26 protein-coding genes are annotated in these 22,469 nt (G+C 56.0%); 1 reads left to right on the forward strand and 25 read right to left on the reverse strand.

Annotation, left to right across the window (positions count from 1 at the left end; translation table 11 throughout):
* Window positions 1-22 precede the first annotated feature (22 nt).
* The 9 genes from ACQGQ5_RS03945 to ACQGQ5_RS03985 all read right to left on the reverse strand — a co-directional run bounded on the left by ACQGQ5_RS03945 (window position 23) and on the right by ACQGQ5_RS03985 (window position 7,398).
* Window positions 23-502, reverse strand: a complete 480-nt coding sequence (locus ACQGQ5_RS03945; protein WP_455735288.1) for a DUF4489 domain-containing protein — start codon at window positions 500-502, stop codon at window positions 23-25.
* 103 nt (window positions 503-605) lie between these two features.
* The gene (locus ACQGQ5_RS03950; protein ID WP_455735289.1) at window positions 606-1,670 is read right to left on the reverse strand and encodes an acyltransferase family protein; all 1,065 of its coding nucleotides are present in this window, start codon (window positions 1,668-1,670) and stop codon (window positions 606-608) included.
* A gap of 74 nt (window positions 1,671-1,744) precedes the next feature.
* A complete protein-coding gene (locus ACQGQ5_RS03955) occupies window positions 1,745-2,227 on the reverse strand; it encodes a divergent PAP2 family protein (protein ID WP_455735290.1) in 483 nt (160 codons plus the stop codon).
* 188 nt (window positions 2,228-2,415) lie between these two features.
* Complete coding sequence (locus ACQGQ5_RS03960) at window positions 2,416-2,862, reverse strand: Lrp/AsnC family transcriptional regulator (protein ID WP_455735431.1); 447 nt, start codon at window positions 2,860-2,862, stop codon at window positions 2,416-2,418.
* A 57-nt stretch (window positions 2,863-2,919) separates the two neighbouring features.
* Window positions 2,920-3,666: a copper homeostasis protein CutC gene (locus ACQGQ5_RS03965; RefSeq protein WP_455735291.1), complete on the reverse strand. Its 747-nt coding sequence runs from the start codon at window positions 3,664-3,666 to the stop codon at window positions 2,920-2,922.
* 82 nt (window positions 3,667-3,748) lie between these two features.
* On the reverse strand, window positions 3,749-5,137 hold the full coding sequence (locus ACQGQ5_RS03970) for an aspartate ammonia-lyase (RefSeq protein ID WP_455735292.1): 1,389 nt from the start codon (window positions 5,135-5,137) through the stop codon (window positions 3,749-3,751).
* 320 nt (window positions 5,138-5,457) lie between these two features.
* Window positions 5,458-5,901, reverse strand: a complete 444-nt coding sequence (locus ACQGQ5_RS03975; protein WP_455735293.1) for an aspartate carbamoyltransferase regulatory subunit — start codon at window positions 5,899-5,901, stop codon at window positions 5,458-5,460.
* On the reverse strand, window positions 5,894-6,814 hold the full coding sequence (gene pyrB, locus ACQGQ5_RS03980) for an aspartate carbamoyltransferase (RefSeq protein ID WP_455735294.1): 921 nt from the start codon (window positions 6,812-6,814) through the stop codon (window positions 5,894-5,896). The genes ACQGQ5_RS03975 and pyrB overlap by 8 nt, the downstream gene beginning before the upstream one ends.
* Before the next feature lie 362 nt (window positions 6,815-7,176).
* Window positions 7,177-7,398 carry a hypothetical protein gene (locus ACQGQ5_RS03985; protein ID WP_455735295.1) on the reverse strand — a complete coding sequence of 74 codons (222 nt, stop codon included), beginning with the start codon at window positions 7,396-7,398 and terminating at the stop codon, window positions 7,177-7,179.
* A 233-nt stretch (window positions 7,399-7,631) separates the two neighbouring features.
* Between ACQGQ5_RS03985 and ACQGQ5_RS03990 the strand changes: the two genes are divergently transcribed.
* Complete coding sequence (locus ACQGQ5_RS03990; RefSeq protein ID WP_455735296.1) at window positions 7,632-8,102, forward strand: pyridoxamine 5'-phosphate oxidase family protein; 471 nt, start codon at window positions 7,632-7,634, stop codon at window positions 8,100-8,102.
* A gap of 2 nt (window positions 8,103-8,104) precedes the next feature.
* Here the strand turns inward: ACQGQ5_RS03990 and ACQGQ5_RS03995 are convergent, their stop codons facing one another.
* The 16 genes from ACQGQ5_RS03995 to cbiD are packed head-to-tail and all read right to left on the reverse strand — an operon-like array spanning window position 8,105 to window position 22,467.
* A complete protein-coding gene (locus ACQGQ5_RS03995; protein ID WP_455735297.1) occupies window positions 8,105-8,470 on the reverse strand; it encodes a DUF4180 domain-containing protein in 366 nt (121 codons plus the stop codon).
* A complete protein-coding gene (cobI, locus tag ACQGQ5_RS04000; RefSeq protein ID WP_455735298.1) occupies window positions 8,467-9,213 on the reverse strand; it encodes a precorrin-2 C(20)-methyltransferase in 747 nt (248 codons plus the stop codon). Before cobI ends, ACQGQ5_RS03995 begins: the two co-directional genes overlap by 4 nt.
* Complete coding sequence (locus ACQGQ5_RS04005) at window positions 9,210-9,998, reverse strand: ABC transporter ATP-binding protein (protein ID WP_455735299.1); 789 nt, start codon at window positions 9,996-9,998, stop codon at window positions 9,210-9,212. Before ACQGQ5_RS04005 ends, cobI begins: the two co-directional genes overlap by 4 nt.
* Window positions 9,991-10,998: a FecCD family ABC transporter permease gene (locus ACQGQ5_RS04010; protein ID WP_455735300.1), complete on the reverse strand. Its 1,008-nt coding sequence runs from the start codon at window positions 10,996-10,998 to the stop codon at window positions 9,991-9,993. The genes ACQGQ5_RS04005 and ACQGQ5_RS04010 overlap by 8 nt, the downstream gene beginning before the upstream one ends.
* Entirely contained in the window at window positions 10,985-11,926 is a 942-nt protein-coding gene (locus ACQGQ5_RS04015; protein ID WP_455735301.1) for an ABC transporter substrate-binding protein, read from the reverse strand. Before ACQGQ5_RS04015 ends, ACQGQ5_RS04010 begins: the two co-directional genes overlap by 14 nt.
* A gap of 5 nt (window positions 11,927-11,931) precedes the next feature.
* A complete protein-coding gene (locus ACQGQ5_RS04020; protein ID WP_455735302.1) occupies window positions 11,932-12,711 on the reverse strand; it encodes a sirohydrochlorin cobaltochelatase in 780 nt (259 codons plus the stop codon).
* The gene (locus tag ACQGQ5_RS04025) at window positions 12,708-13,025 is read right to left on the reverse strand and encodes an energy-coupling factor ABC transporter substrate-binding protein (protein WP_455735303.1); all 318 of its coding nucleotides are present in this window, start codon (window positions 13,023-13,025) and stop codon (window positions 12,708-12,710) included. The genes ACQGQ5_RS04020 and ACQGQ5_RS04025 overlap by 4 nt, the downstream gene beginning before the upstream one ends.
* Window position 13,026: 1 nt before the next feature.
* Window positions 13,027-13,776: an energy-coupling factor ABC transporter permease gene (locus ACQGQ5_RS04030; protein WP_455735304.1), complete on the reverse strand. Its 750-nt coding sequence runs from the start codon at window positions 13,774-13,776 to the stop codon at window positions 13,027-13,029.
* Window positions 13,777-13,835: 59 nt separating this feature from the next.
* Window positions 13,836-14,657 (reverse strand): energy-coupling factor ABC transporter ATP-binding protein, encoded by an 822-nt coding sequence (locus tag ACQGQ5_RS04035; RefSeq protein WP_455735305.1) that lies wholly within the window; start codon window positions 14,655-14,657, stop codon window positions 13,836-13,838.
* Entirely contained in the window at window positions 14,658-15,449 is a 792-nt protein-coding gene (gene cbiQ, locus ACQGQ5_RS04040; RefSeq protein ID WP_455735306.1) for a cobalt ECF transporter T component CbiQ, read from the reverse strand.
* Window positions 15,433-16,794 (reverse strand): cobyrinate a,c-diamide synthase, encoded by a 1,362-nt coding sequence (locus ACQGQ5_RS04045; protein ID WP_455735307.1) that lies wholly within the window; start codon window positions 16,792-16,794, stop codon window positions 15,433-15,435. The genes cbiQ and ACQGQ5_RS04045 overlap by 17 nt, the downstream gene beginning before the upstream one ends.
* Complete coding sequence (gene cobK, locus ACQGQ5_RS04050) at window positions 16,791-18,815, reverse strand: precorrin-6A reductase (protein ID WP_455735308.1); 2,025 nt, start codon at window positions 18,813-18,815, stop codon at window positions 16,791-16,793. The genes ACQGQ5_RS04045 and cobK overlap by 4 nt, the downstream gene beginning before the upstream one ends.
* Window positions 18,812-19,543, reverse strand: a complete 732-nt coding sequence (gene cobJ, locus ACQGQ5_RS04055) for a precorrin-3B C(17)-methyltransferase (protein WP_455735309.1) — start codon at window positions 19,541-19,543, stop codon at window positions 18,812-18,814. Before cobJ ends, cobK begins: the two co-directional genes overlap by 4 nt.
* Window positions 19,533-20,588, reverse strand: a complete 1,056-nt coding sequence (locus tag ACQGQ5_RS04060; RefSeq protein ID WP_455735310.1) for a cobalt-precorrin 5A hydrolase — start codon at window positions 20,586-20,588, stop codon at window positions 19,533-19,535. The genes cobJ and ACQGQ5_RS04060 overlap by 11 nt, the downstream gene beginning before the upstream one ends.
* Entirely contained in the window at window positions 20,585-21,343 is a 759-nt protein-coding gene (gene cobM, locus ACQGQ5_RS04065) for a precorrin-4 C(11)-methyltransferase (RefSeq protein ID WP_455735311.1), read from the reverse strand. Before cobM ends, ACQGQ5_RS04060 begins: the two co-directional genes overlap by 4 nt.
* Window positions 21,340-22,467, reverse strand: coding sequence for a cobalt-precorrin-5B (C(1))-methyltransferase CbiD (cbiD, locus tag ACQGQ5_RS04070; RefSeq protein WP_455735312.1), 1,128 nt, complete (start codon window positions 22,465-22,467; stop codon window positions 21,340-21,342). Before cbiD ends, cobM begins: the two co-directional genes overlap by 4 nt.
* Window positions 22,468-22,469: the final 2 nt, after the last annotated feature.

The raw sequence follows: 22,469 nt of genomic DNA on the forward strand, positions 1-22,469 counted from the left end.
CGGCCGCAAAACCGGCTGAAAGTTAATCCGCTACCGCAAGGACGCTGAGTACCGCGTTTCCAACCGTCGCGCCCGGCGTCACATCAATAATGGAATTGGTCGACAGTTCAACGGAATAGGTGTAGAAACCGGGCTCCACCGCTTCATCCAGGAACTGGAAGCTGAAGGATTCCGCCTCAAGAACATCGACAATCGTCGAGAAGGTGTACGTGGAGCCTACGCCGGCAGAACCGTCCCTGCCGGAACGGCGGATCTGGAAGTTCAGCGTTACGGAAATTCCGAGAGGCAAATTGATGATGCTGCTGAAATGAAGCAGATTGTTCGTAGGACGCATGCCGCTTGTGTCTATGGTGGTGGACACCACGTTAAGCGGCTCGGCAAATAATGTGGTGATAATCGGCAGCGGGCCGACCCCGCCGCTTGATGCGTTTAAGGCAACTTGTCTTCTTTCTGCGGAGCAGGAATCCCAGGAACCACAAGCGCCACTCTGAAGGTTATACATATCATCCACCTAACATATCGTTTTGGGGGAACGTTCTCCGCTTTATACTATGCTGCTTTCAGGCAGTATGTACATCCCGGGACATATATTTTTGCGCTCCGCTTCAGGCGGTGCCGCCGCTTTGGCCGGAGGCACCGCCCCGCAGGAATTTCAGCCCCGCCACCCGGTCGCAGAACCGCTGAAAGGCTGCGCTCCCCGTAAGCGGCTGCAGCAAAAGCGCCCGGATCCGCTCCAGCAGCATGGCGGCGGCAAAAATCGCCAGAACAGAGGCCGGAATGATAAAAAGGATCTTTGCCGAATCAAAATAGAGAGAGGTGCGCAGGATTCTGGTGTAAAGGACTCCCCGCACCCAGATGTTGTCGCTGATCAGATAGACCCCGAACGTAAGCGGTGACACAAAAGAAATCACCCGGCTCACAGCCCGGTTTTCGATCGTAATCCCCCGGAAGAAAAGGAACAGAAGAATGGAGGCAAGCGTGATTGGTACGGAAACATAGGACAGAAAAGCGCCGCTGCCCGTACATTTTTTCCACGCGACAAACACGCAGCACAGGACGGCCCCCGCAAGATACCAGCACGGGCTGATCCGGCGGTCCCAGTAAAGCCGCAGATACGCCGCGAAGAAGTACAGGCACACCATCCATACCACATTGTAGCCGCCGTTGGTGCTCATAATGGTGAGCGGCGGAAAAAAGGCGTTCCATGAGCAGAACATGGCGCTCAGCAGAACCACCAGGATCTGCATCTGCTGTTTTGTCGCCGTCTTTACAACCATATTCAGGAAAGGAACCAGGCAGTAAAGCGCGATGTAGCTGGTCGCAAACCAGTATTTTCCCGTGATGACGGGGAAGAAGGCGCCGAACAGATGCCCCTTCGTAAGAGGCGCCAGACCCGCAGCCGCAAAAATCAGATAGATGGCGGCCGATGTGGAAACGATCTGCACCAGCAAAGCGATCAGCTTTTTGATTTTAAAATCCGAACCGGCAAGATAATAGCCGCTGATCAGGACAAACCCGTTGACTCCCATGTAAGAAAATGTTTCCAGCGTCCAGACGAAAACATATCTTCCGCCGCCCGGGAGAACCGCGTCCAGCAGGCCCCCGTGCCCCAGATAATGCAGGGTCACGATCATCAGCATCAGCAGAATCCGCAGCAGCTCAATGCTCATATTCCGATCTTTTCTTGTATTCCCCGAGACTTGACTCAATACGGCACCCTCTCATTTTTTACAGTCCTGCGGATTCAGCGCATCCAGATGATTGAAACAACGGCGACGCAGACGCCCAGAACAACGCCAGCGAAAACCTCCAGCGGAGTATGCCCGAGCGATTCGTTCAGCCGGCAGGCGGTATCCTTGAGGTATTTTCCCCCGTCCGGCAGGCTGCATTTGTTTTCTTTCAGGTATTCCGCAATGTCATTGATGGCCTTTGCCTGCTGTCCCGCCGCGCGCCGCACGCCCATGGCGTCATACATGACGATCACGGCGAGGGTAAAGGCAAGGGAAAAGTACGGGGAGCCAAAGCCGTATTCGTGCGCCGTACCCACGGCGACGGAACACACCAGCGCGGAATGGGCGCTCGGCATTCCGCCGGAGCCGGAGATCGTTTTAAAGTCGAGCCGTTTGTTTCTGCAAAGAAAAATGACCGATTTGATCAGCTGCGCCAGCATCCACGATACGATGCCGATCATAATTAAATAATTATAGGTCAAGAACCTTACTACCATCTGAAATCCCCGTCTTTCAAAATATTCGGATATCCAAAACGCCGCTCCCGGCGCCGGATATTTCTGCTCTTTACAGTGATTATTTAATTATACCATCTACCGCATTATAAAGCAAAAACTTTTCATAAAAAAAGAGCGTCCGGCGGACGCTGCCGCGGGATGCTCCCCTGCTGCCGTATCAATCCGTTCTACTCCGCAGGATCCGCCGGGGCGATCCCCCTGTGAGGGACCGGAGTGGAAAAAACGATCTGAGTCTGCGTATGCCCAAACTGCTGGATCTGGCCGATAAAGGTATCCAGTTCAACGGTGCTGGGAAACGCGACTTTGATCAGCATGGAATAATTTCCTGTAATGCAGTTGCATTCGATCACGTTGGGACATTGCCGGATAAACGGATAAAAGGCGGGCTTTTCGCTCGGAGCCACCTCCAGATTGATAAACGCGAGGATGTGATAGCCGAGCTTTACATAGTCGACCGTAGCCGTATAGCCCTCGACCACGCCGAGCTTTTCCAGCCGTTCCAGCCGGGCCGACACCGCCGGGGCGGACAGAAAAACCTCCTGTGCCAGCCTCTTCACCGATATCCTTGCATTGGACTGCAAGAGCATAATGAGTTTTCTGTCAATTTTGTCCAACATTCCACGTCTCCCTACAGCAGAAGCACAGGCGCGCCGGTTCGGAATCCGGCCGCCCTACAGGCTCTGTAAAATATCCCTGACCTTTGCGATTTCGCCCGCATCCGTGCGGTAGATGATGAATTCGCTCATCAGCGGCAGGCCCATGCTGACGTCCTCCCTGCGATAGGCCATGGCGCTCTGCACGTTGACCTTGCCGGAAAGATGGAACGATTTCGCCCTGGTCACGGCGGCCAGCTCCGGAAGCTGCGCGCTGTTCACCCCGCTGCCGACCAGAATATCGATCTCCCCCGACGCTTTTTCGACCAGCTGCGCGAGCAGGTGCCGGCCCTCGTAGCAGGTATTTTTCTGGCCGGAAGTCAGGATCGTATTGATGTGAAGGTCCTTCGCGTCCTGCAGCGTCTGGAACGGGTCCCGGCTGACGTCGAACGCGCGGTGCAGCGTGACGTTCATGCTCCCCGCGGCTTCCGTCAGTTCTTTCATCCTCGGGAGGTCGAGGCTGCCGTCCGCTTCCAGCACCCCGATGACGACGCCGTCCGCGCCGTGCTTCCGGAACATTTCAACATCCTTCTTGATGATGCCGAATTCGTCGTCCGTATAGCAAAAATCGCCGAAGCGGGGCCGGATCAGCACATTGATTGGAATGGAAACCTTTTCCCGCACCGCAAGGAATAGATTGATGTCCGGCGTAGTGCCGCCGATGATCAGGTTGGCGCACAGCTCCAGACGGTTCGCGCCGCCCGCCTGAGCGGCCGCGGCGGATTCCACCGAATCGACGCAGCCCTCTAAAATGTAGTCCTTCATTCCGGGTCCCCCATCCATTTTATGATACGCAATTTCTTTTCCCATTCTAACCCCGGGGCGGGTGCCGCGTCAACCTTTTCCTTTACATTCTGGGCTGCGTCATCGTGTTCGGATTGAGGATGCTGTCCAGGCTCTGCTTTGTGAGGAGTCCGTCCTCGAGCGCGATCTCCTCCACCTGTCTGCCGGTACGCAGCGCCTGCTTGGCGATTTCCGCGGACTTTTTGTAGCCGATATACGGACAAAGCGCCGTCGCGATCCCCACGCTCTGCCCCAGCAGCTCCCTGCAGCGGCTTTCATTGGCGGTGATCCCCGAAACGCAGTTGTCCACAAAGGTGCCGACCGCGTTTTCCAAAGTCGTGAGCGACTCGAACAGATTGTAGAACAAAACGGGCTCGAACGCGTTAAGCTCCATCTGCCCGGCTTCGGCGGCCATGGTGACGGCCACGTCGTTCCCGATGATATTGAACGCCACCTGGGTAACCACCTCGGGGATGACCGGGTTGACCTTTCCCGGCATAATGGAGGAACCGTTTTGCTTGGCGGGCAGGTTGATCTCCGCGATCCCCGCCTTCGGCCCGCTGGAAAGCAGGCGCAGGTCGTTCGCCATTTTGGAAAGGTTGACCGCACAGGTTTTCAGGGCGCCGGAAACCGCGACAAACCCGTCCAGGTTCTGGGTGGCGTCGATGAGGTCGCACGCCTGCTCCACCTTGATCCCGCTCAGCCGGCGGATATTTTCCGTAATGCTTTCCAGATAACCGGGGCTGACATTGATGGCGGTCCCGACCGCCGTTCCGCCCATGTTGACGGTCTGCATTTCCTTTTCCGCTTTTTCCAGCCGCCTGACGTCGCGGTCCACCACCGACGCGTACGCGTGGAAAGACTGGCCCAGGCGGATGGGAACCGCGTCCTGCAGCTGTGTGCGTCCCATTTTGACAATGCCGTCGAACTCGATTCCCTTTTTGTTCAGCGCTTTTCTCAGTCTGTCCAGCTGGGCCGTGATCTTCGGCATCAGCTTCAGCACCGTCAGCTTTGCCGCCGTGGGAAACACGTCGTTTGTCGACTGGGACATGTTGACATGGTCGTTGGGATGAACCAGCGAATAGTCTCCCCTGACCCCGTGCAGCAGCTCGACGGCCCGGTTGGCGATGACCTCGTTGGCGTTCATATTGGCCGACGTACCCGCGCCGCCCTGAATCGGGTCGACGATAAACTGATCGTGCCATTTTCCCGCGATGATCTCATCGCACGCGCAGACGATCGCTTCCGCGATTTTTCGGTCCAGATTTCCCGTGTCGCGGTTAGTGGCTGCCGCCGCCTTTTTTATTTCCGCCAGGCTGTTGATGAATTCGTCGTTCATCCGAAGCCCGGTAATATGAAAATTCTGCTTTGCGCGCAGGGCCTGTACGCCGTAATAAGCGTCCGAAGGGATTTCCATGCTGCCGATGGAGTCGCTTTCCACTCTTGTGTGCATCCTGATTTCCTCCTGTTTCCCTATTGTATTATGTATTCTTTACAGTATTTCCAGTTGATTCTGCACCAAAGTTGCGTTCCTCCCCCGCCTTCGGCGGGGGAGGAACGTGCTTTGTCTCGGAAATGGAATTGCTGTAGGTCCTGTATGAGAATAGCACCGGGGGGGCATTGAGTAAACCGGGAAAGGCAAAAGGAAAATTAAATTTCAAATGTGCGGTCCGTCGGTTTATTTAACAAGTTTGTCCGCCGGATTCCCTTATGAATGAAAAGCAGGTCCGGAACAAACGGTTCCGGGCCTGCGGGTGCAAAAGCACGGCCGGATTATCCCGCCGTAGCCTCCGATTTATCCTGATATTCCTGCTCGCAGTAAACGCACCGGTACCGCTGGGTGTTGTCGTCGGTGAGCCGGAAAATATGGTCGATTTCTTCCTCCACGCTTGTGATGCACCTCGGATTTTTGCATTTGATTACGTTTTTAAGGATTTTGGGAAGTACCAGCTGCTTCTTTTCTATAATTTTCCCGTCGTCAATGATGTTGACGGTGATGTTATGGTCGATATAGCCCAAAACATCCAGGTCGATATCGACCGTTCCCTCGATTTTGATAATGTCCTTCTTTCCGAACTTACTGCTCTTCGCGTTTTTGATCACGGCGACGCAGCAGTCCAGATTGGCCAGATGCAGCAGATCATAGATTTTCATGCTGCTGCCCGCGCGGATATGGTCCAGAACGATCCCTTTTTCCAAACTGTCAATGTTAAGCATGCTCCACCTCCAGAAGCGTCATCATCAGCGCCATCCTCACGTACACTCCGTTTTGGACCTGATCGAAATACGCGGCCCGCGGGTCGCCGTCCACCTCCAGCGCAATTTCATTCACACGCGGCAGCGGATGCAGAACGGCCATGTCCGGCTTCGCGTTTTTCATTTTCGCCGCGGTCAGAATATAGCTGTCCTTTAACCGGATGTAATCCTCTTCGTTGAAAAAGCGTTCCTTCTGCACTCTTGTCATATAGAGAATGTCGAGCCCGGAAATCACGTTCTCGATATTCTCCACTTCCCGGTAAGGGATCTTCTGCGCCTTCAGGACATTGTCGATGATGTAATCCGGCACCCGGAGCTCTTCGGGGGAAATCAGGACAAAGCGGATATCCTCGTATCTGGAAAGCGCCTTAATTAAAGAATGAACCGTACGGCCAAATTTTAAATCGCCGCACAGTCCAATTGTCAAATGATTCAATCTGTGTTTTTTCGCCCGGATCGTCATTAAATCGGTCAGCGTCTGCGTCGGATGCTGGTGCCCGCCGTCGCCCGCGTTGATGACCGGGATCCCGGAATAGCCGGAAGCCCTTAACGGGGCGCCTTCCTTCGGGTGGCGGATCGCACAGATATCGGCATAACAGGATACCGCGCGGATGGTGTCGGCCACGCTTTCGCCCTTCGAGGCGGAGCTGCTGTCCGCAGAAGAAAAGCCTAATACACTGCCCCCCATATTAAGCATTGCAGCTTCAAAGCTTAACCGGGTGCGCGTACTAGGCTCATAAAATAAAGTCGCTAATTTTTTTCCCGAACAGACCTGGGAATATTTTTTTGGATTCTCGGCGATTCTGTCCGCCAAATCCAAAAGCCGGTCGATTTCCGCGACTGACAGATCCAGAGGGTCGATCAAATGTCTCATAGATACCTCCATACCTCCAATTTACCCGGACTTCCCAAAAGAAGCACACCTTGAAGCGGATTCAAAGTGTGCCTGACAAAGCATACGGATAAATTTTATTTGTTAGTATACACTACCGCTTTGCCCCTGTCTATAGAGACAATCCATAAACATATCTCTCTCAAAAATCAATTTGTTATAAAATGTATCCAATCGGCGGAAAGCCGAAATCGTTCCGCTTCATCCCGGCGGAATATTTTGCAGAAGCAGGGCGTTTTCCGGCTGATTCTCTGGACAAACGCAAGGGGACCGAATAAAATAAAGTCACGCGCGGCGTTAAAAAACACCCCGCGTGACTTTTGAAAAGCTGGAACGGCCGGAAATTACTGTTTGTTCTGCCTTGATTTCTGATTCAGCTGTTTTGCCTCTTCCGTGCCGCTTGTTCCGGAGCTGGAGCCGGAGCCGGAATTTGCAGACTGCGAATTCAGCTGTCTGGCTTCCTGAAGGTTCGGATCCATCGAATTGGAATAGCCTGACGTACTGCCCTGCTTCGCTTTCTGATTTGCCTTTTTGGCGTCCTGCAATTCTTTATTATCGTTATACATTTCTTTGCATCTCCTGTTTTATTGAACTTCTTCATGGAAAGTCCGAATCATATCGACTTCCGAAAGTATTTTGTCCATTGAACGGCTTTTTACAACAGGAAATGGGAAATTTTTTAAAGATTGAAATCTGAATAAAACAGGGCGGTTCTGATCCTATGCGCTTTTTTAGCCGATGGGAAGCCGGAAATTTCAAAAAAGTCTATAAATTGGAAAATAAAAACGGAGGCTGCATTATGAGAAGAAAAGACAGGGAAATCGCGGATTTGCAAAAGATCGACGGGATCATCATGGCCTGCGACTGCTGCCGGCTGGGTTTTGCCGACGCAAACGGGGTTTACATCGTTCCCCTCAATTTTGGATACGAGGTCAAAGGGAAAAAAAGGAGCTTCTATTTCCACGGGGCAAAGGAAGGCAGAAAAATCGATTTGATCAACCGGACCGGCCGCGCCGGCTTTGAGCTGGACACCGGCCACCAGGTGACCGGCGCAGAAACGGCCTGTAATTATTCCTTCCGCTACCAAAGCGTGATCGGCGGCGGAACGGTCAGCATCGTCACGGACGACACGGAAAAAAGAGCCGCCCTGCAGCGGATTATGGAGCATTATTCCGAAAAAAGAAACTGGGATTTCCCGGACGCCGCCGTCAGGGCCGTCGCCGTCTTCAAGCTGGAGGTCAGGGAGCTGGCCTGTAAGGAGCATTTATAAATTTATGCGCCGCCGAGCTTTTCCACGGCATCCTCCTCGGTAGGCACAAAGAAAATATCCCTCCCCTGATTGCTCTCATAAATAAAGTCTCTGAGCGGTTTGCTGGTGTATTTTGAAAAATCGCCGTAGACTGCGAATTTAATATGATAATTGATGAATTTCTGCAGAATTTCTCCCGCCACACCGGAACTCAAAACAAAGAAATCGTCGGCAATCGCTTCTTTGTTGAGCGCAATGCGGCTGCAGCCCGTTTCATACTGAACGGACATCATCCAGTCCAGAGCGGACTGGCCGTCGGAAATCAGCGTTTCCCCGCTGTTCACCACCGCTATCTTAACACCGTTTTTTTCTTTGATTTGGGTATTCATAGTACTTTCTCCTTTAAAATGTCTGTTTTGGCGGCAGTGACCCCTCCGGCCCTTTCCTTTACGATGACAATCGTCAGATAACCGCTTTCCGGATCGAGATTTTCCGCCCCGATGCGGACGGTCTCGTTTTCCATTCCGCAGTTGGACACGGCGTAAACCTCCAGCTGGTCGGCTTTTGGGAATTCCACCAGCATTTTCTTCAGCTCCGCCAGCTTTTTCCCGGATTTCATGTAGATTTTCGTCCCCTGAAGGCTCAGGGTATGCCCGATATCGTAGGAAGCGGGGATAATATGGATTTCATCCCGATTATCCCCCAGAGAGACGCCGAGCGCGGCTGCGGCCGCGCAGAAGGAAGGCACGCCGTTGATAAGGACGGCCCTGCCCCCGCTTTCCAGGACCCTGCTGTGAATATAGCTGTAGGTGGAGTACACGCAGGGGTCGCCGATGGTCAGAAAGGCCACCGTTTTGTCCGCCCGCAGAAAGCCGTCGATTTTTTCATAAATCTCATCATGCGCCTTTTTTAACAGCGCTTTTTCCTTAATCATCGGAAAGGGCAGGCAGACGATTTCCTTTTCCTCTATCTTCGGACAGGCTTGTCTGACGATCTGATAGGCGCGGCATTCTTCCCGCGTTTTTGCCGGAAGTACGACGACATCGCTTTCCCCGATACACCGCAGCGCCTTGATCGTCAGCAGTTCCGGGTCGCCCGGACCTACTCCGATCCCGTATAAAATTTTACTCATTGCTCCCTTTGCCCTTCCTGTGGATTCTGTTCAAAATAAAAATGCTTTTTCCCCGCTTCATCCACAAAGCTTTGCGCCGTGATCTGGAAAACCTCTTCGATCATCCCGCCCGACTGGATTTCCTCCGGGGTCCCCGTCTGGACGATTTTTCCGTCCTGCATGACAATTATGGAATCCGAAACCCGCATGGCGACATCCAGATCGTGCAAAACCGTCACCACCGCTTTCCCCTGCCCTTTCAGCTGTTCCATCAGCCGCAGCAGCTCCAGCTGATAGCGGATATCCAGATAAGTGGTCGGTTCGTCGAACAGAAACACGTCCGTTTCCCCCGAAAGCGCCATCGCCAGATAGACCTTCTGCCTCTGTCCGCCGGAAAGCTCGTCCACCTTCTTGTCCCGCAGCGGCAGGATTCCGATTTTCTCCATCGCTTTGCGGCAGCGCTCATAATCCTCTTTGCCGTAATGCCTGGGATAGGAAAGGTAGGGGAATCTGCCGTGCAGCACCATTCTGCCGACGGTGATCGCCCCGGCGGTGTGGCTTTGCGGCAAATACGAAACCTGCTGCGCAAACTCCCGGTTTCCGATTTCCTCCCTTTTTTCCCCTTTCAGGTACACGGTCCCCTCCTGCACCTCGCAGAGATGGACCGCCGCCTTCAGCAGGGTGCTTTTCCCGCTTCCGTTCGGCCCCACGATCGTGGTGATCCGGCCTTTTTCAAACTCCGCGTTAATCCCCCGGATCACCGGCACCTTTCCGTAGCCCGCGGAGACGTTCTCCAGTCTAAGCATTGCGGTTCCCCCTTTTCCGGCGGAACAGCAGCCAGACAAAGAACGGCGCTCCCACAAAGGACAGGATGATCCCCACCGGCAGCTCGAACGGGGCAAAGCAGGTCCTGGCGATATCATCGCAGATCAGCAGGAACAGCGCGCCCAGAACGGCGGAGGACAGAATCAAGTATTTCGATTCCTCCCCTACCAGGAACCTTGCGATGTGGGGAACAATCAGCCCCACAAACCCCAGGAGCCCGGCGAAGCTGACCGCCGCGCCGGACAGAACGGCCGCCAGCATCAGGAACAGAAAGCGGTAAAAGGAAACCGGCAGTCCCAGCGTCTTTGCCGTTTCTTCGCCCAGCGACAGCACTTCCAGCTCGTTGTGGAACAGCAGCACCGCCAGAACGGCGGCGACAACAAGGACGGACGCGTATTTCAGAACCTGAGCGTTGACCCCGTTTAATCCCCCGATTTTAAACAGGTTGGCCGAAATCAGCGATTCCTCACTGAACGTGTTGACCGCGTCCGTCGCCCCGTTCAGAAAGCTGTTGATCGCGACGCCCGCAAGGACCAGCGTTATTTTGGAGGAACCGGTCTTTTTCCCAAGGTAAAAGACAAACAGAACGGTGACGAAAGCCCCCGCGAACGCGGCTGCCGGAAGAGCGGCATACGATTTGGGCAGCAGGATGCCGCACAGGACCACCGCGAACCCCGCCCCGGCGTTCACGCCGATAATATTCGGCCCGGCGAGCGGATTGTTCAGCACGGTCTGGATCACGGCCCCCGCCACAGCCAGAGCCATTCCCGCAACGACAGCCCCCGCCACCCGGGGCAGACGGACGTAAAGGATAATCCGTCCGGCGGACGTCAGCTCCCGCCCGGAAAACAGCTCCCGGAAATCCGCGGGGGATATTTTTGCCGACCCGCCCAGAATGCCGATTCCCATCGTCAGCAGGAGCAGAAGCAGCATGATCGCTATTCTTTTTTGCGCCCTGACCGATTGTCTACTTTTTTCCATATAAATCGTCCGCCAATATCTGATAGCTTTCTCCCCAGCGCTTATTCGGCTTCAAATGAAACAGCTCCTTCGGCAGAACATAATAACGCTTTTCCTTTACCGCCGTCAGCCCGCTCCACGCGGGATTGGAAGTCAGGAGCTGATCGACCCTGCCGAGCGCGGCTTTCTGGGATTCCCCCATGGTCGTCACAAAAATAAAATCCGGGTCCGCGGCGACAATCGCTTCCATGCTCAGGTTATCCGGCAGGCTGCCCTTTTGATCGGCGATATTCACACAGCCGAGGTCCTTCAGCATTTTCCCCGTCATGCTGTCGCTGCCTTTGGCCTTTACCCCGGTGGAATACGCCCGCAGGAACAGCACCGTGGGGTGGCTTCCGTCCGCTCTGGCAATCTGTTTCCGAATCTCCGCCTGCAGATCCGACACATTTTTTTGGTACAGGTCCGCCCGGCCGGTGATGTCGGTCAGCGTTTTCATCATTTTCGCGTAATCCTCAAAGGTTTCCACCTTGAAATAAGCGGTTTTGATCCCCGCGCTTTCCAGCGTATCCTTTAGCTTTACATGCTCCGAAATCGTTCCGGACAAAATCGCGAAATCGATTTTATCCGCGATCATGCTCTCCACATTCGGGGTATTGAGCTTCCCGAGGTTGAGCATGTCCTCTTTGATCGGAATCGTATCCTTCGCGTCGTCCGTATAGGCCGCGACGCTTCCGCCCGCCAGCTGCCAGGCGTCCGCGTAGCTCGCGGACAGCACCGCCGTCTTTTTCGGGCGGTCCACCGTCACCCGGACCCCCAGATCGTCGGTGAACGTAACGGCGCCCGAAGACGGGGGCCGGGAGGAATTTGCCGTATTGAGCCCTGTTGTTCCGCATCCGCAAAGAAGGCATAAGCCCAGCACGAACGCCATGATTTTTCCCGCTGCTTTCATGCTCTTTACCCGATTACCTCTCTTAAATGGTTGATATAAAGCTCGCGGACACCCTCGTATTCGCCGATTCCCTTCAGGACGCATTCCGGCTCGCAGCCCGCCGCTCTCAGCTTTGACGCAAAGGAATCCTTTTCCCCCGCCATGTCGTTTTCCGCGTGGTCGCCCGCCACCAGCATCAGCGGCAGCACCAGCACGCGCTTCCTTTTCCGGGCGGAGGCGTTCAGCTTCTGAATCACATCCGCAATGGCAGCGGAGCCCTCCACCGTGGCAATGTAGATTTCTTTTCCGGAACAGGCCCGCAGCTCTTTTTCCAGTTTTGCATAGCTGCCGTCCGCCTCATGCGGGGAACCGTGCCCCATCAGGATCACGGGGTCGTTTCCCGCCGCTTCCCCGATTTCCCGCCACAGCGCTTTGGCGGCGGCCGCGTAATCGGCTTCGCTTCCCAGAAGCACGCGGGCCGTTTTTATTTTCGAAAACAGCTCCCGGCACTCTTCTATTGTACACTTCATTTTGCCGTTTTCAATACCGTCTATCAAATGAGTCGGCAAAACGGCGGCGCGGGTAATTCCGTCCCGCTCCATCCGCAGCAGCGTCTCTTTTACACCGCGGATGATGATATGGTCCCTTTTTTCCAGGATACTTCTCACAATATTGCTGGAATACGCCTGATAAACGCTCCAATCCGGGAAAGCTTCCCGGACTGTCTGAGCGATTTTTTCAATGTTTTTTTCTCTGGTTTCCCGATAAGTGGTCCCAAAGCTGACGATCAGAATTCCCTGCTTCATTCGTTCTCCTTACCGTTCGTCAACTTTTTACGTTCGACCAGGCGTCCCATCAGGAAAGCGATGATTCCGACGCCGATGCCCGTCTGCAGGCAAAACAGAAGGCTTTCCACTTCGCCCGGCAGCTCCCCGTGAATCGCGGTTTCCAGTACCGGCGTGAACCAGGGCTCATAGTTCCCCGCAATCTGCTCCACCATGCCGCTGCCCGCGTCGTCGGAGCCGCCGAATTCCGCGCCCTTTAAAGCGAACAGCGGAACAAAAGCGATCAAAACCGCCGCAATGATCAACGCGATAACCGTTTTTTTCGTCTTACTCATCTTATTTCTCCTCCATGTTCAGCTTCAGCATTTTCAGTTCCGGGGTAGCGTATGTTTTCAGCGCGATCATAATCAGGACGGTAAGGATGCCCTCCAGAACGGCAAGGGGCAGCTGTGTCGGCGCAAAAACGCCGAGGAACTTCCCGACCGACGCCATAACGCCTCCCTCCGCGGAAGGATAGGCGATCGCGAGCTGAAAGCTCGTGACGCAGTAAGTAAAGAGGTCGCCCAGAAACGCCGCCAGAAAAATGCCGATATAACGGTTCACTTTCAGCTTTCTGCACAGCAGGAAAATTCCGTAGCTGAGCAGCGGGCCGGCAATGGCCATGGAAAAAGTGTTGGCCCCCAGCGTGGTCAGTCCGCCGTGCGCAAGCAGAATCGCCTGAAAAATCAGGACGATGATGCCCAAAATGCCGACGGCCGTGGGCCCGAACAGAATCGCGCCCAGCCCGGTGCCCGTCATGTGGGAACAGCTGCCCGTTACGGACGGAATTTTCAGGGAGGAAATCACGAAGATGAACGCCCCCGCCATGGCGAGCAGCGTGATGTTTTTCCTGTTTTCCTTCAGCTTTTTGCTGATGGACAGGTATCCGGTCACTAAGAAGGGGATACACAGCACTCCCCACGCAATACAATACTGAGGCGCAAGGTAGCCCTCCATAATGTGCATCGCGCAGACATTCGGGGTGATTCCCACAATACCCGACAGGACCGCCAGCGAGGCGATCCATTTTTTCTGTTTTGTTGTCATTGTTATTACCCTCTCTTTTCATTATTATCTGGAACAAATATGAATTTGTTTACCATTCTTTACAGCAGCGCGGCAAAATCGGAAATCCTTTTGGGGCAAGCTCCCGCTTTCCCGATTTTCCCCTTTTCTTTCAGCAGATCGTAAAGCTGCATCAGGACCGGCTTTTTCAGGTTTGCTTTTCCGAGCAGGGACTCGTCGCGGAAGATTTCTTCCGCGGTTCCGTCGCCGATCAGCTCCCCGCCGCAAAAAACCAGGACCCGCTGCGCAAAGCGATAGGCAAAATCCACGTCGTGCGTGGAAAGCAGGACGGTTTTTCCCTTTTGTCCGATCTGATCCAGAACCTCTTCCAGCACCTGCGCGTTGACCGGGTCCAGGGAAGCGGTCGGCTCGTCAAAAATCATGACTTCGGAATCCATGGCCAGAATGTCCGCGATGCTGACCCTTTTCTTTTCCCCGCCGCTCAGGGAATGGGGCGGCCGCATGAGGTGATCCTCCAGCTTCATTTCCCGGATGGCGCGAAGGGTTCTTTCCTCTACTTCCGTCCGGGGAAGCTTCATATTCAACGGCCCGAAGGCCACCTCCGCTTTTACCGTGGAAGCGATGATCTGGCTGTCCGCGTCCTGAAAGACGATTCCCACATTCCGCCGCAGCCGGTTGATGTTTTTCCTGCCGATCGTTTCGCCGCGGTAGCGGATTTCCCCGCCCGTGGGCTCCCTCACTCCGTTCAGATTCAGAAAAAAAGTAGTTTTCCCCGCCCCGTTTGCCCCAAGGACGGCGATTTTTTCCCGCTGATAGACCGAAAGGCAGATGTCCTTCAGCGTATCGCGGTCCCTGTCATAGGCAAACGAAAGATGGTCCGCCTCCAGAATTTTTTCCCTCATTCAGCCCTTCCTCCCTATCAAATAAAAGGTTCCCAAAAGCAAAGCGAGATACAGGCCGGCGTACAGCAGCTGTCCCGCCGTCAGCGGCCTTTTTTCCTCCCAGAACAGGGCGTTCCCCTCATAGCCCCGCGCTTCCATCGCGTCGTAATACGTTTCCGCCTTCTTCATGGACAGGATCAAAAGATTCGCCAGCTCCCCGCTGAAGGTGCGCAGGGAGGTTTTCAGGTCGCAGTACCCCAACCTTGACCCTGCGGCGTCCTTCTGCCGCTGGTTGGTTTCCGACAAAATGAAGATATACCGGTAAATCAGGTGCATCAGTTCCAGAATCAGAACCGGCACACGGATTTTTCTGAAAACGGAAATGATTTCCCCCATCGGGGTGGAGAGCGTCATCAAATAGAGCGCGCTGACCGCCGAGAACGCTTTGAGGGTCACATGTATCCCCAGCGTCAGGCTGCTTTGGGTCACGTACAGATTCGTCAGAAAAAACCGGGTGCGAAAAAGGCTGTCCGCGCCGCTGCCGAACTGGGCCGTAATCGCCGCGCCCCCCAGCAGAATAAAGGCCAAAGGGATTTTCATCAGGCAAAAATAGTCCCTTGCGGGGATTTTCCCCACCCCCACGCTGAGGAACAGCATGAAAAGGAAGGTCACGGCGGAAACCCCAATGGAATCGGCGGCGATGACCGTCACCAGCGCCCCTACCGAGAACACGACCTTATAGGTCGTGTTCCACTCCCTTAAAGCGGAAAGATAGGAATAGGTATCGGCGGATATCTCATGACCCCTGTGCATAGCTTTCAGCCCTCCCTAAAAAACGGTCCGCGTAGGCCGGATTCGCGTAATAATACAGATGCGGAAAGCCCCACCAGTGATTTTTTCCGGCGTGGACACAGCGCCACTGCCGCCCCGACACCGGTTTTCGCGCCAGACAGGCGCTTCCGTTGTCCGTACTGTCAAAATAGTGGAACTCATGCCCCCGGATTTCCGTCCCCTTCGACAGGAAGGTTTCCGTTTCCGCGCGGACGCCGATATACCCGAAGCGCACCAGCTTTTCCATATAACGACAGTTGCCTTTTACCGCGCCAGCCATCGGGAAGGCCCGCCCCTCCTGATTCTCCATCGTCTCATGCAGGTACAGAAAGCCTCCGCATTCCGCGATGGAGGGCATCCCGCTTTCGATTGCCTCTTTCACGCTTTGCCTCATTCCTTTGTTTTGGGACAGCCCCTCCGCGTACAGCTCCGGGTACCCGCCGCCCAGAATCAGCCCGTGCAGGCACGCCGGGAGCTTTTCCTCGCGCAGCGGTGAAAAGGGGATTAGCTCCGCACCGGCTTTTTGCAGCAGCCGCAGATTGTCCTCATAGTAAAAGCAGAACGCTTCGTCCATGGCGACACCGATCCGTACGCCGTCCGCTTTCGCGGGAACCGTTACCGGGGCTGCTTTGAGCTCCCCCGCCCGCGACGCGATCATCATGAGCTTTTCCAGATCAACGGCAGTCCTGAAGACCTCCGCGGATTTTTTCAGCTGCTCCCGGAGCCCCTGAATTTCCTCCGGCAGCCGCAGGCCGAGGTGGCGGCTTTCCAGTCTGATTTCCGTCTGGACGGGAAAATACCCCAGCACCGGAACTCCCGTCTCCGCTTCTATTTCCGGCTTGATCACGTCGTAAAACATCTTTCCGGTTCTGTTCAGGATCACGCCCTGAATCAGGCGCGCGGTATCATATTGTAGGAAACCGGCAATCAGGGGGATGACCGACCGGCCCATCCCGCGGGCGTCCACCACCAGAATCACCGGCGTTTTCGTGACCTTTGCCAGATGGTAGGAGGACGCTTCCTCCCGGATGCCGCCCAGGCCGTCGTAAAGCCCCATGACGCCCTCGATCACGGAAATGTCCTTCCCTTCGGCATCCTCCAGAAACAGAAATTTCGTCGTGTTTTCATCCGTGAAATAGGAATCCAGATTCTTGGAGGGGACCCCGAGCACCTTGCGGTGAAACATGGGGTCGATAAAGTCCGGCCCGCATTTAAACGCGGCCGCCGTTTTTCCGCTGTCCAGCAGAGCCTGTAAAAGCGAGCAGGTCAGCAACGTCTTTCCGCTGCCGCTGCCCGCAGCCGCGATCATGATTCTGGGTGTTTTCATTCGTCTTTCTCCCCATTTTCCCGAAAAGTAAAGGAAACGATAAAAACTGGATTCTCCGCGCGCATCAGGCGGTACCCGCCCACCGGCTCGGCCCTGCTGACCTGTACCTGAACGGCTTCTTCCTCCTCCGCCGGCAAGGTTTTCAGCAAGCCGCTGATTTCACCAAGGGTTTCCAGCGTGACGGCGTTCACGACCACACGGAGCCGCGGGTTTTTCCGGTAAAGCGCCGCGAGGATTTCCTTCAGATTGCCGCCGCTCCCGCCAAGAAACGCATGGGTCGGAGCGGGAAGTCCCTCAAACGCCTGCGGCGCTTCGCCCTCGACCACGCTCAGGTTGGCAAGGCCGAATTTCTCCCGGTTTTTTTCCGTCAAAAGCACGGCTTCCCGCTTCTTTTCAACGGCATACACCCGTATGCGGTCGGACAGCGCCGCGCACTCGACCGCGACGGAGCCCGTGCCGCTGCCGACATCGTAAAGGACGGCGTCCCGGCAGAGCCGGAGCTTGCAGACGGACACCGCGCGGATCTCTTCCTTGGTCATCGGCACCCGTCCCCGAAGAAAAGCGCTGTCCGGCAGCCCGTGCGTCAGCCGCTTCTTTTCGGCTTCCGGGTTTTCGATCAGGCAGACATAAAGCCCTTCCTGTTCGAGCGCGGCGCAGCCCGCCGGTTTCAGGCGCAGAATCCGTTCCTCCGGATAGGAAAGCTGATAGCCCGCCGTGATTCTGATATTCTCCGTTCCGTGCTCCAAAAACAGCGCGCCGAGCGCTTTCATATCCGCGAGGCCGGACACGAGCAGGAACGTCTTTTCATTCGTACGCACCGTATCGAGGACATTGGCGCTTTTCCCGTGGATGCTGACGATCGCCGCGTCGTGCCAGCTTTTGCCGAGCTTTGCCGCAAGGCAGGAAACGCTGGAAATCCCCGGCAGGATTTCCACCCGCGCTTGCAGGGTACCCGCTTCTGTTTCTTTTTGCAGGGCGGCGTACAGCTTTTGCGCCCCGCTGTAAAATCCGGTGTCCCCCGAAAAAAGGACGGCTGCGTTTTGAACCGTTTTCCTCTTCAGATACGGGAGGATGTCCTCCGCCAGATAGCAGGGGACTTTTTCGGCCGGGCCCGGGATCCCCGCCAGGAGTCGCCGGGCCCCAAAGAGGAGTTCCGCTTCCTGTATCCGGCACTCTGCCTCCCTTGTCAGTAACGTTTTGCCGCCCATTCCCATCCCGATCAGGGAAATCCGCGTCCGGCTGTCCCGCCGCAGCTTTTTCCCGGTCAGGTCTTCCAGTTTTTCGCATACTTCCTCAAAGGAATCCCCTTCCGCCCGTTCCGGGTTCCCAATCACCAGCACTTTCGTTCCGGTGCTGCGGGCGGCCTGTATTTTTTCCGGAAAGCCGCCGTTTTTACCGCTTTCCTTCGTCACCAAAATGCGGATATCGTACTGCCGGAGCATCGCCTCGTTCATTTCCACCGAAAAGGGGCCCTGCATGGCGAGAATATGTTTTCCTTCGATCCCGTTTTCATAGCAGAGGGAGAGGCTTTCCAGCGCGGGCAGGACCCTTGCGTACAGGCGGGGAAGAAGCTCCGTCCGCCCGCTGTAAAGGGACAGTTCCTTACTTCCCGTCGTCAGAAGGATGTTGCCCGGCATTTCTTTCAGCGCTTCGGCGCAGGCCTCGTGAGTGGGATAGCGGAAGCCGTCCTTTTGCCCCGGCGGCAGAACGTCCGTATCCCGCTGCAGTCGCAGGCAAGGGAACCCGCTTTCCGCCGTGCTGTTTCTGATATTCTCCGAAACGGCGGTCGCAAAGGGATGGGTGGCGTCCACCACCGCGAGGAAATTCCCCGAACGGAGAAAGCGCTTCATTTCCTCCGGGGTCATCCTGCCCTGATGGACGGTCAGCCCCGGCCTTTTTTCCATGACCAGCTCCCCGTATTCCGTCGCCACGCAGACCGTGCATTCCAGCCCGTTTGCGCACAGCAGCTCCGCCAGCCGGCGGCCCTCGGTTGTCCCTGAAAAAATCAGTATCTGTTTCATAAACGGTATCCTCTTTCAGTGATCAGCTTCCCGTCCCGAAGCTGCGTTTGGGAATTCCCGATAAAGACGGTGGTAAACATATTGACCTGCCGCTCCCTTAGTTCCTTTAAGGTGCAGGTAAAGGTCCGGGTGCCTTCTCTGCCGATATTCTCCACATAGCCGCAGGCCCTGCTTTCCTCCAGCTGTTCCAGCAGGATGTCGCACGCCTTTTGCAGGTAATCCGCGCGCCTGCGGCTGGAAGGGTTATAGAGCGCAATACAGAAGTCGCCCTGTGCCGCAAACCGCAGCCTTTTTTCAATCAGCTCCCACGGCGTCAGAAGGTCGCTCAGGCTGATAACGCAGTAATCGTGGTTGAGCGGGGCCCCAAGGCAGGCGGCGCCGCTGTTGGCGGCGGTGACGCCCGGAACCACAGAAAGCTCGCAGTCCGGGTAATCCTCCCCGATCTCGTACATCAGCGACGCCAGCCCGTACACTCCGGCGTCCCCGCTGCAGACCAGCGCCACCGTTTTCCCCTTCAGGGCTTCCTGAAAGCACATTTCGCACCGTTTTGCTTCCTGCGTCATCGGCGTGGACAGCAGCTCTTTTTTCAGAAAGCGCTTTTCCAGCAGATTCAGATAGACCGGGTACCCGACGATCACGTCGCTTTCCTCCAGCGCCCGCACCGCCTGAAAGGTCATCATTTCTTCCGCTCCCGGTCCCATTCCCACAATATAAATCTTATGTTTCATCAAAGCTTACACTCCATTTTTTCCGCGCGATCGCCACGGTGATTCCGTTTTCGGCGTATTTTTCGACAAGAAGCTTTCCGCCTTCCCCGCAGGCCGCCATCGCCGCGCGTTCACAGACATTGTCCACGCCCACCTGCTCCTCCACAAACGCGGAGGAGGCAAAATCGCCGCCGATTGTTTTCAGTGTGTCCGCGGAAAAAGTCAGGAAAGGAAGGCCATGCTTCTCCGCAAATTCCAGCAGCCCCGGCTCGTCCTTTTTCCGGTCGACCGAAGCAACAGCCGCCAGCGACTCCCATCGCAGCCCGGCCTTCTTCATCTGCTTTCCCGCCGCTTCCTCTATTTCCGGAAAGGATTTCCCGCGCCTGCACCCGATTCCGAGCACAAAGGCCCTTGGGCAAAGCTGTAAATCCGCCTTTTCCGCATCCGCCGCAAAAGGGGAAACGATCACCGACGCCCTGCCGTCCACAGGGTAGGGTACCGGGGTCAGTTCCTTCGGCCAGCTCCCCGTACAGGTACCCGCGACAGCCATTGTGACAGGCTTCCCGGCAAGAACCGCGGACGAAACGGTTTCTATCCCGCTCCGGTTACAGACGGCCAGCCGGTTCCTGCGGGCAAAGACGTCCGCCGCAAACAATCCGTTTACGTCGGTGGCGGTCGTGACGACCGGAACCGCGCCGGTCTTTTCCGCAATCCGTTCGGCCAGTTCGTTTGCCCCCCCGAAATGCCCGGACAGCAGCGGAATCACAAAGCGTCCCGCTTCATCCATGACCAGCACCGGGGAATCCTTCAGCTTGTCCCTTACGGAAGGCGCGATCGCGCGCACGGCAATGCCGCAGGCTCCGATAAAGAGCACCGCGCTGTGCTCCCGGAACTGCTCCCCCGCCCACCGGGAAAGGCTTTCTTCCACATATACGGCTTTTAGATCGTCCGGCAGGTTCCTGTGTTTGGTAAAAAGAACCGTTTCCATCTCCCGCGCAAGGCTGTTTCGGACCGTTCGCGCAAGAACCGCTCCTTTTTCGGTAAAGCTGATGATACTGATTTTCATTCCCGTTTCCCTCGAAATTCCGTCTCAAAATCCGGCGCGTACAATCGGGAGCGCCGGTAATTCCGATGCGCGACGGCGTCCCCGACCAGAATCAGCGCCGTTTTGGTGATTTGGTTCGCTTTCGCCGTTTCCTCCAGAGTTTCTACGGTACAGACACAGGCTTTTTCCTCCGGCCAGGTGGCCTTATAGACGATGGCCGCGGGCGTTTCAGGCCGGTAACCGCCCTTTTGCAGTTTTTCGCTTAATTCGCGCAGCATCCCGGCGCTCAGATAGATCGCCATGGAAGCCCCGTGCGCCGCTAAGCTTTCGATGCTTTCCCTTTCCGGCACCGGGGTTCTGCCCTCCATGCGGGTAATGATCAGGCTTTGGGAAACACCCGGCAGGGTGTATTCCAGATTTAACGACGCGGCGGCGCCGAAGCACGCGCTGACCCCCGGACAGCTTTCATAGGGGATGCCGAGCGAATCCAGAACATCCATCTGTTCCCGCACGGCCCCGTATACGCTGGGGTCCCCCGTGTGGAGGCGCACCGTGGTTTTTCCGCTTTGCTCCGCCCGGCGCATGACCGCAGCGACCTCCTCCAGTGTCATTTCCGCGCTGTTATAGACGGCGCAGCCGTCCTTCGTATCCTGTAAAAGCGCCGGATTGACCAGCGAACCCGCGTAGATGACGACGTCCGCCGTTTGAAGCAGCCGTTTGCCCCTCACGGTGATCAAATCGACCGCCCCGGTTCCGGCCCCCACAAAGTAAATCATAGTTTCCCTCCCGTTTGCATGATTGTCTGAAGCAGCTCCTGTGCCCCTTCGCTTTTCGCCAGCTCTCCGAATTCGTTTGCGTAGAGAATGCATTCCATCCGGATTCTTCCCGCCGCGCGTTTATTCAGGTAAAAACAGATTTTTCCCAGAAGGATTTCCATCGTCTTTTCCCGTTTCCCGGCGGTTTCCAGTATCCGCAGCGCTTCCTCCGTGGTGACGCAGTCAAGGATTTCCCCGGCGGTCTTTGCGGAAATGCCCGCCCGGATCCCGGCCGCCGCCGTCAGCTCCATCCGGCAGTCCCCTTCCTTGGAGTGGGTGTTCATCATTCCGCCGGAAAGCTTCACCAGCTTCCCGATATGCCCGGTCAGGAGCATCGCGGTAAATCCCGCTTCCGCCGCCATATCGATGGTATTCCCGATAAAATTACTGCACTTGACGCTTTGGTCAAGATCATACCCGTAAGCGGTTTTCATAAAAGTCTGGCCGTAATTCCCCGGCGTCACCGCCACCGCACGGCAGCCCTCTTCCTTTTTTACATTCAGCTCCACCCGGATGGTGTCGAGCAGCGCCTGGCTGCTCATCGGCTCCACAATCCCGGTGGTGCCGAGGATGGAAATCCCCCCGGTGATTCCCAGTCGGGGATTAAACGTCTTTTCCGCCAGCTTTTCCCCGCCGGGGACGGAAATTTCCACCCGGAGCACGCCCCGGTAATCGGTCAGGCGGCAGATTTCCGCCACTTCCTTCGCGATCATTTCCCTCGGCACATGGTTGATGGCCGCGCTGCCGACCGGCTGGTCCAGTCCGCGTTTGGTGACCCTGCCGACCCCTTCGCCTCCGTCGATTACGATTTGGCCTTCTTCCGGCGGCCGTTCCCGCCCGTTTAAGGCGACACAAGCGAAAACCAGCGCCCCTGTCGTAACGTCCGGGTCGTCCCCGCCGTCCTTTCTGACCGCGCAGGCGACCGCGGATTCCCCCCGGGTGATCTCCTCCACCGCCACCTTATAGGGAATCCCCTTGGGCGTGTCGATGGTGATGGTCCTTTTTTCTTTCCCGGTCAACAGCATGTAAGCCGCCGCCTTCGCCGCGGCAGCCGCGCAGCTTCCGGTCGTAAATCCGTACCGCATTC

The organism is Caproiciproducens sp., assembly GCF_053840905.1.

What these genes read in the sequence shown, in the direction of transcription:
- ACQGQ5_RS03950 (WP_455735289.1), bottom strand. Translation starts at nt 1,670, where the DNA reads ATGAGCATTGAGCTGCTGCGGATTCTGCTGATGCTGATGATCGTGACC.
- ACQGQ5_RS04030 (WP_455735304.1), bottom strand. Translation starts at nt 13,776, where the DNA reads ATGACAACAAAACAGAAAAAATGGATCGCCTCGCTGGCGGTCCTGTCG.
- ACQGQ5_RS04015 (WP_455735301.1), bottom strand. Translation starts at nt 11,926, where the DNA reads ATGAAAGCAGCGGGAAAAATCATGGCGTTCGTGCTGGGCTTATGCCTT.
- cobK (WP_455735308.1), bottom strand. Translation starts at nt 18,815, where the DNA reads ATGAAACAGATACTGATTTTTTCAGGGACAACCGAGGGCCGCCGGCTG.
- cbiQ (WP_455735306.1), bottom strand. Translation starts at nt 15,449, where the DNA reads ATGCACAGGGGTCATGAGATATCCGCCGATACCTATTCCTATCTTTCC.
- ACQGQ5_RS04010 (WP_455735300.1), bottom strand. Translation starts at nt 10,998, where the DNA reads ATGGAAAAAAGTAGACAATCGGTCAGGGCGCAAAAAAGAATAGCGATC.
- ACQGQ5_RS03965 (WP_455735291.1), bottom strand. Translation starts at nt 3,666, where the DNA reads ATGAAGGACTACATTTTAGAGGGCTGCGTCGATTCGGTGGAATCCGCC.
- ACQGQ5_RS03955 (WP_455735290.1), bottom strand. Translation starts at nt 2,227, where the DNA reads ATGGTAGTAAGGTTCTTGACCTATAATTATTTAATTATGATCGGCATC.
- cobI (WP_455735298.1), bottom strand. Translation starts at nt 9,213, where the DNA reads ATGAGTAAAATTTTATACGGGATCGGAGTAGGTCCGGGCGACCCGGAA.
- ACQGQ5_RS03995 (WP_455735297.1), bottom strand. Translation starts at nt 8,470, where the DNA reads ATGAATACCCAAATCAAAGAAAAAAACGGTGTTAAGATAGCGGTGGTG.
- cobJ (WP_455735309.1), bottom strand. Translation starts at nt 19,543, where the DNA reads ATGAAACATAAGATTTATATTGTGGGAATGGGACCGGGAGCGGAAGAA.
- pyrB (WP_455735294.1), bottom strand. Translation starts at nt 6,814, where the DNA reads ATGAGACATTTGATCGACCCTCTGGATCTGTCAGTCGCGGAAATCGAC.
- ACQGQ5_RS04060 (WP_455735310.1), bottom strand. Translation starts at nt 20,588, where the DNA reads ATGAAAATCAGTATCATCAGCTTTACCGAAAAAGGAGCGGTTCTTGCG.
- ACQGQ5_RS03945 (WP_455735288.1), bottom strand. Translation starts at nt 502, where the DNA reads ATGTATAACCTTCAGAGTGGCGCTTGTGGTTCCTGGGATTCCTGCTCC.
- cbiD (WP_455735312.1), bottom strand. Translation starts at nt 22,467, where the DNA reads ATGCGGTACGGATTTACGACCGGAAGCTGCGCGGCTGCCGCGGCGAAG.
- ACQGQ5_RS04005 (WP_455735299.1), bottom strand. Translation starts at nt 9,998, where the DNA reads ATGCTTAGACTGGAGAACGTCTCCGCGGGCTACGGAAAGGTGCCGGTG.
- ACQGQ5_RS04035 (WP_455735305.1), bottom strand. Translation starts at nt 14,657, where the DNA reads ATGAGGGAAAAAATTCTGGAGGCGGACCATCTTTCGTTTGCCTATGAC.
- ACQGQ5_RS03985 (WP_455735295.1), bottom strand. Translation starts at nt 7,398, where the DNA reads ATGTATAACGATAATAAAGAATTGCAGGACGCCAAAAAGGCAAATCAG.
- ACQGQ5_RS04025 (WP_455735303.1), bottom strand. Translation starts at nt 13,025, where the DNA reads ATGAGTAAGACGAAAAAAACGGTTATCGCGTTGATCATTGCGGCGGTT.
- cobM (WP_455735311.1), bottom strand. Translation starts at nt 21,343, where the DNA reads ATGATTTACTTTGTGGGGGCCGGAACCGGGGCGGTCGATTTGATCACC.
- ACQGQ5_RS04020 (WP_455735302.1), bottom strand. Translation starts at nt 12,711, where the DNA reads ATGAAGCAGGGAATTCTGATCGTCAGCTTTGGGACCACTTATCGGGAA.
- ACQGQ5_RS03970 (WP_455735292.1), bottom strand. Translation starts at nt 5,137, where the DNA reads ATGCACACAAGAGTGGAAAGCGACTCCATCGGCAGCATGGAAATCCCT.
- ACQGQ5_RS03975 (WP_455735293.1), bottom strand. Translation starts at nt 5,901, where the DNA reads ATGCTTAACATTGACAGTTTGGAAAAAGGGATCGTTCTGGACCATATC.
- ACQGQ5_RS03990 (WP_455735296.1), top strand. Translation starts at nt 7,632, where the DNA reads ATGAGAAGAAAAGACAGGGAAATCGCGGATTTGCAAAAGATCGACGGG.
- ACQGQ5_RS04045 (WP_455735307.1), bottom strand. Translation starts at nt 16,794, where the DNA reads ATGAAAACACCCAGAATCATGATCGCGGCTGCGGGCAGCGGCAGCGGA.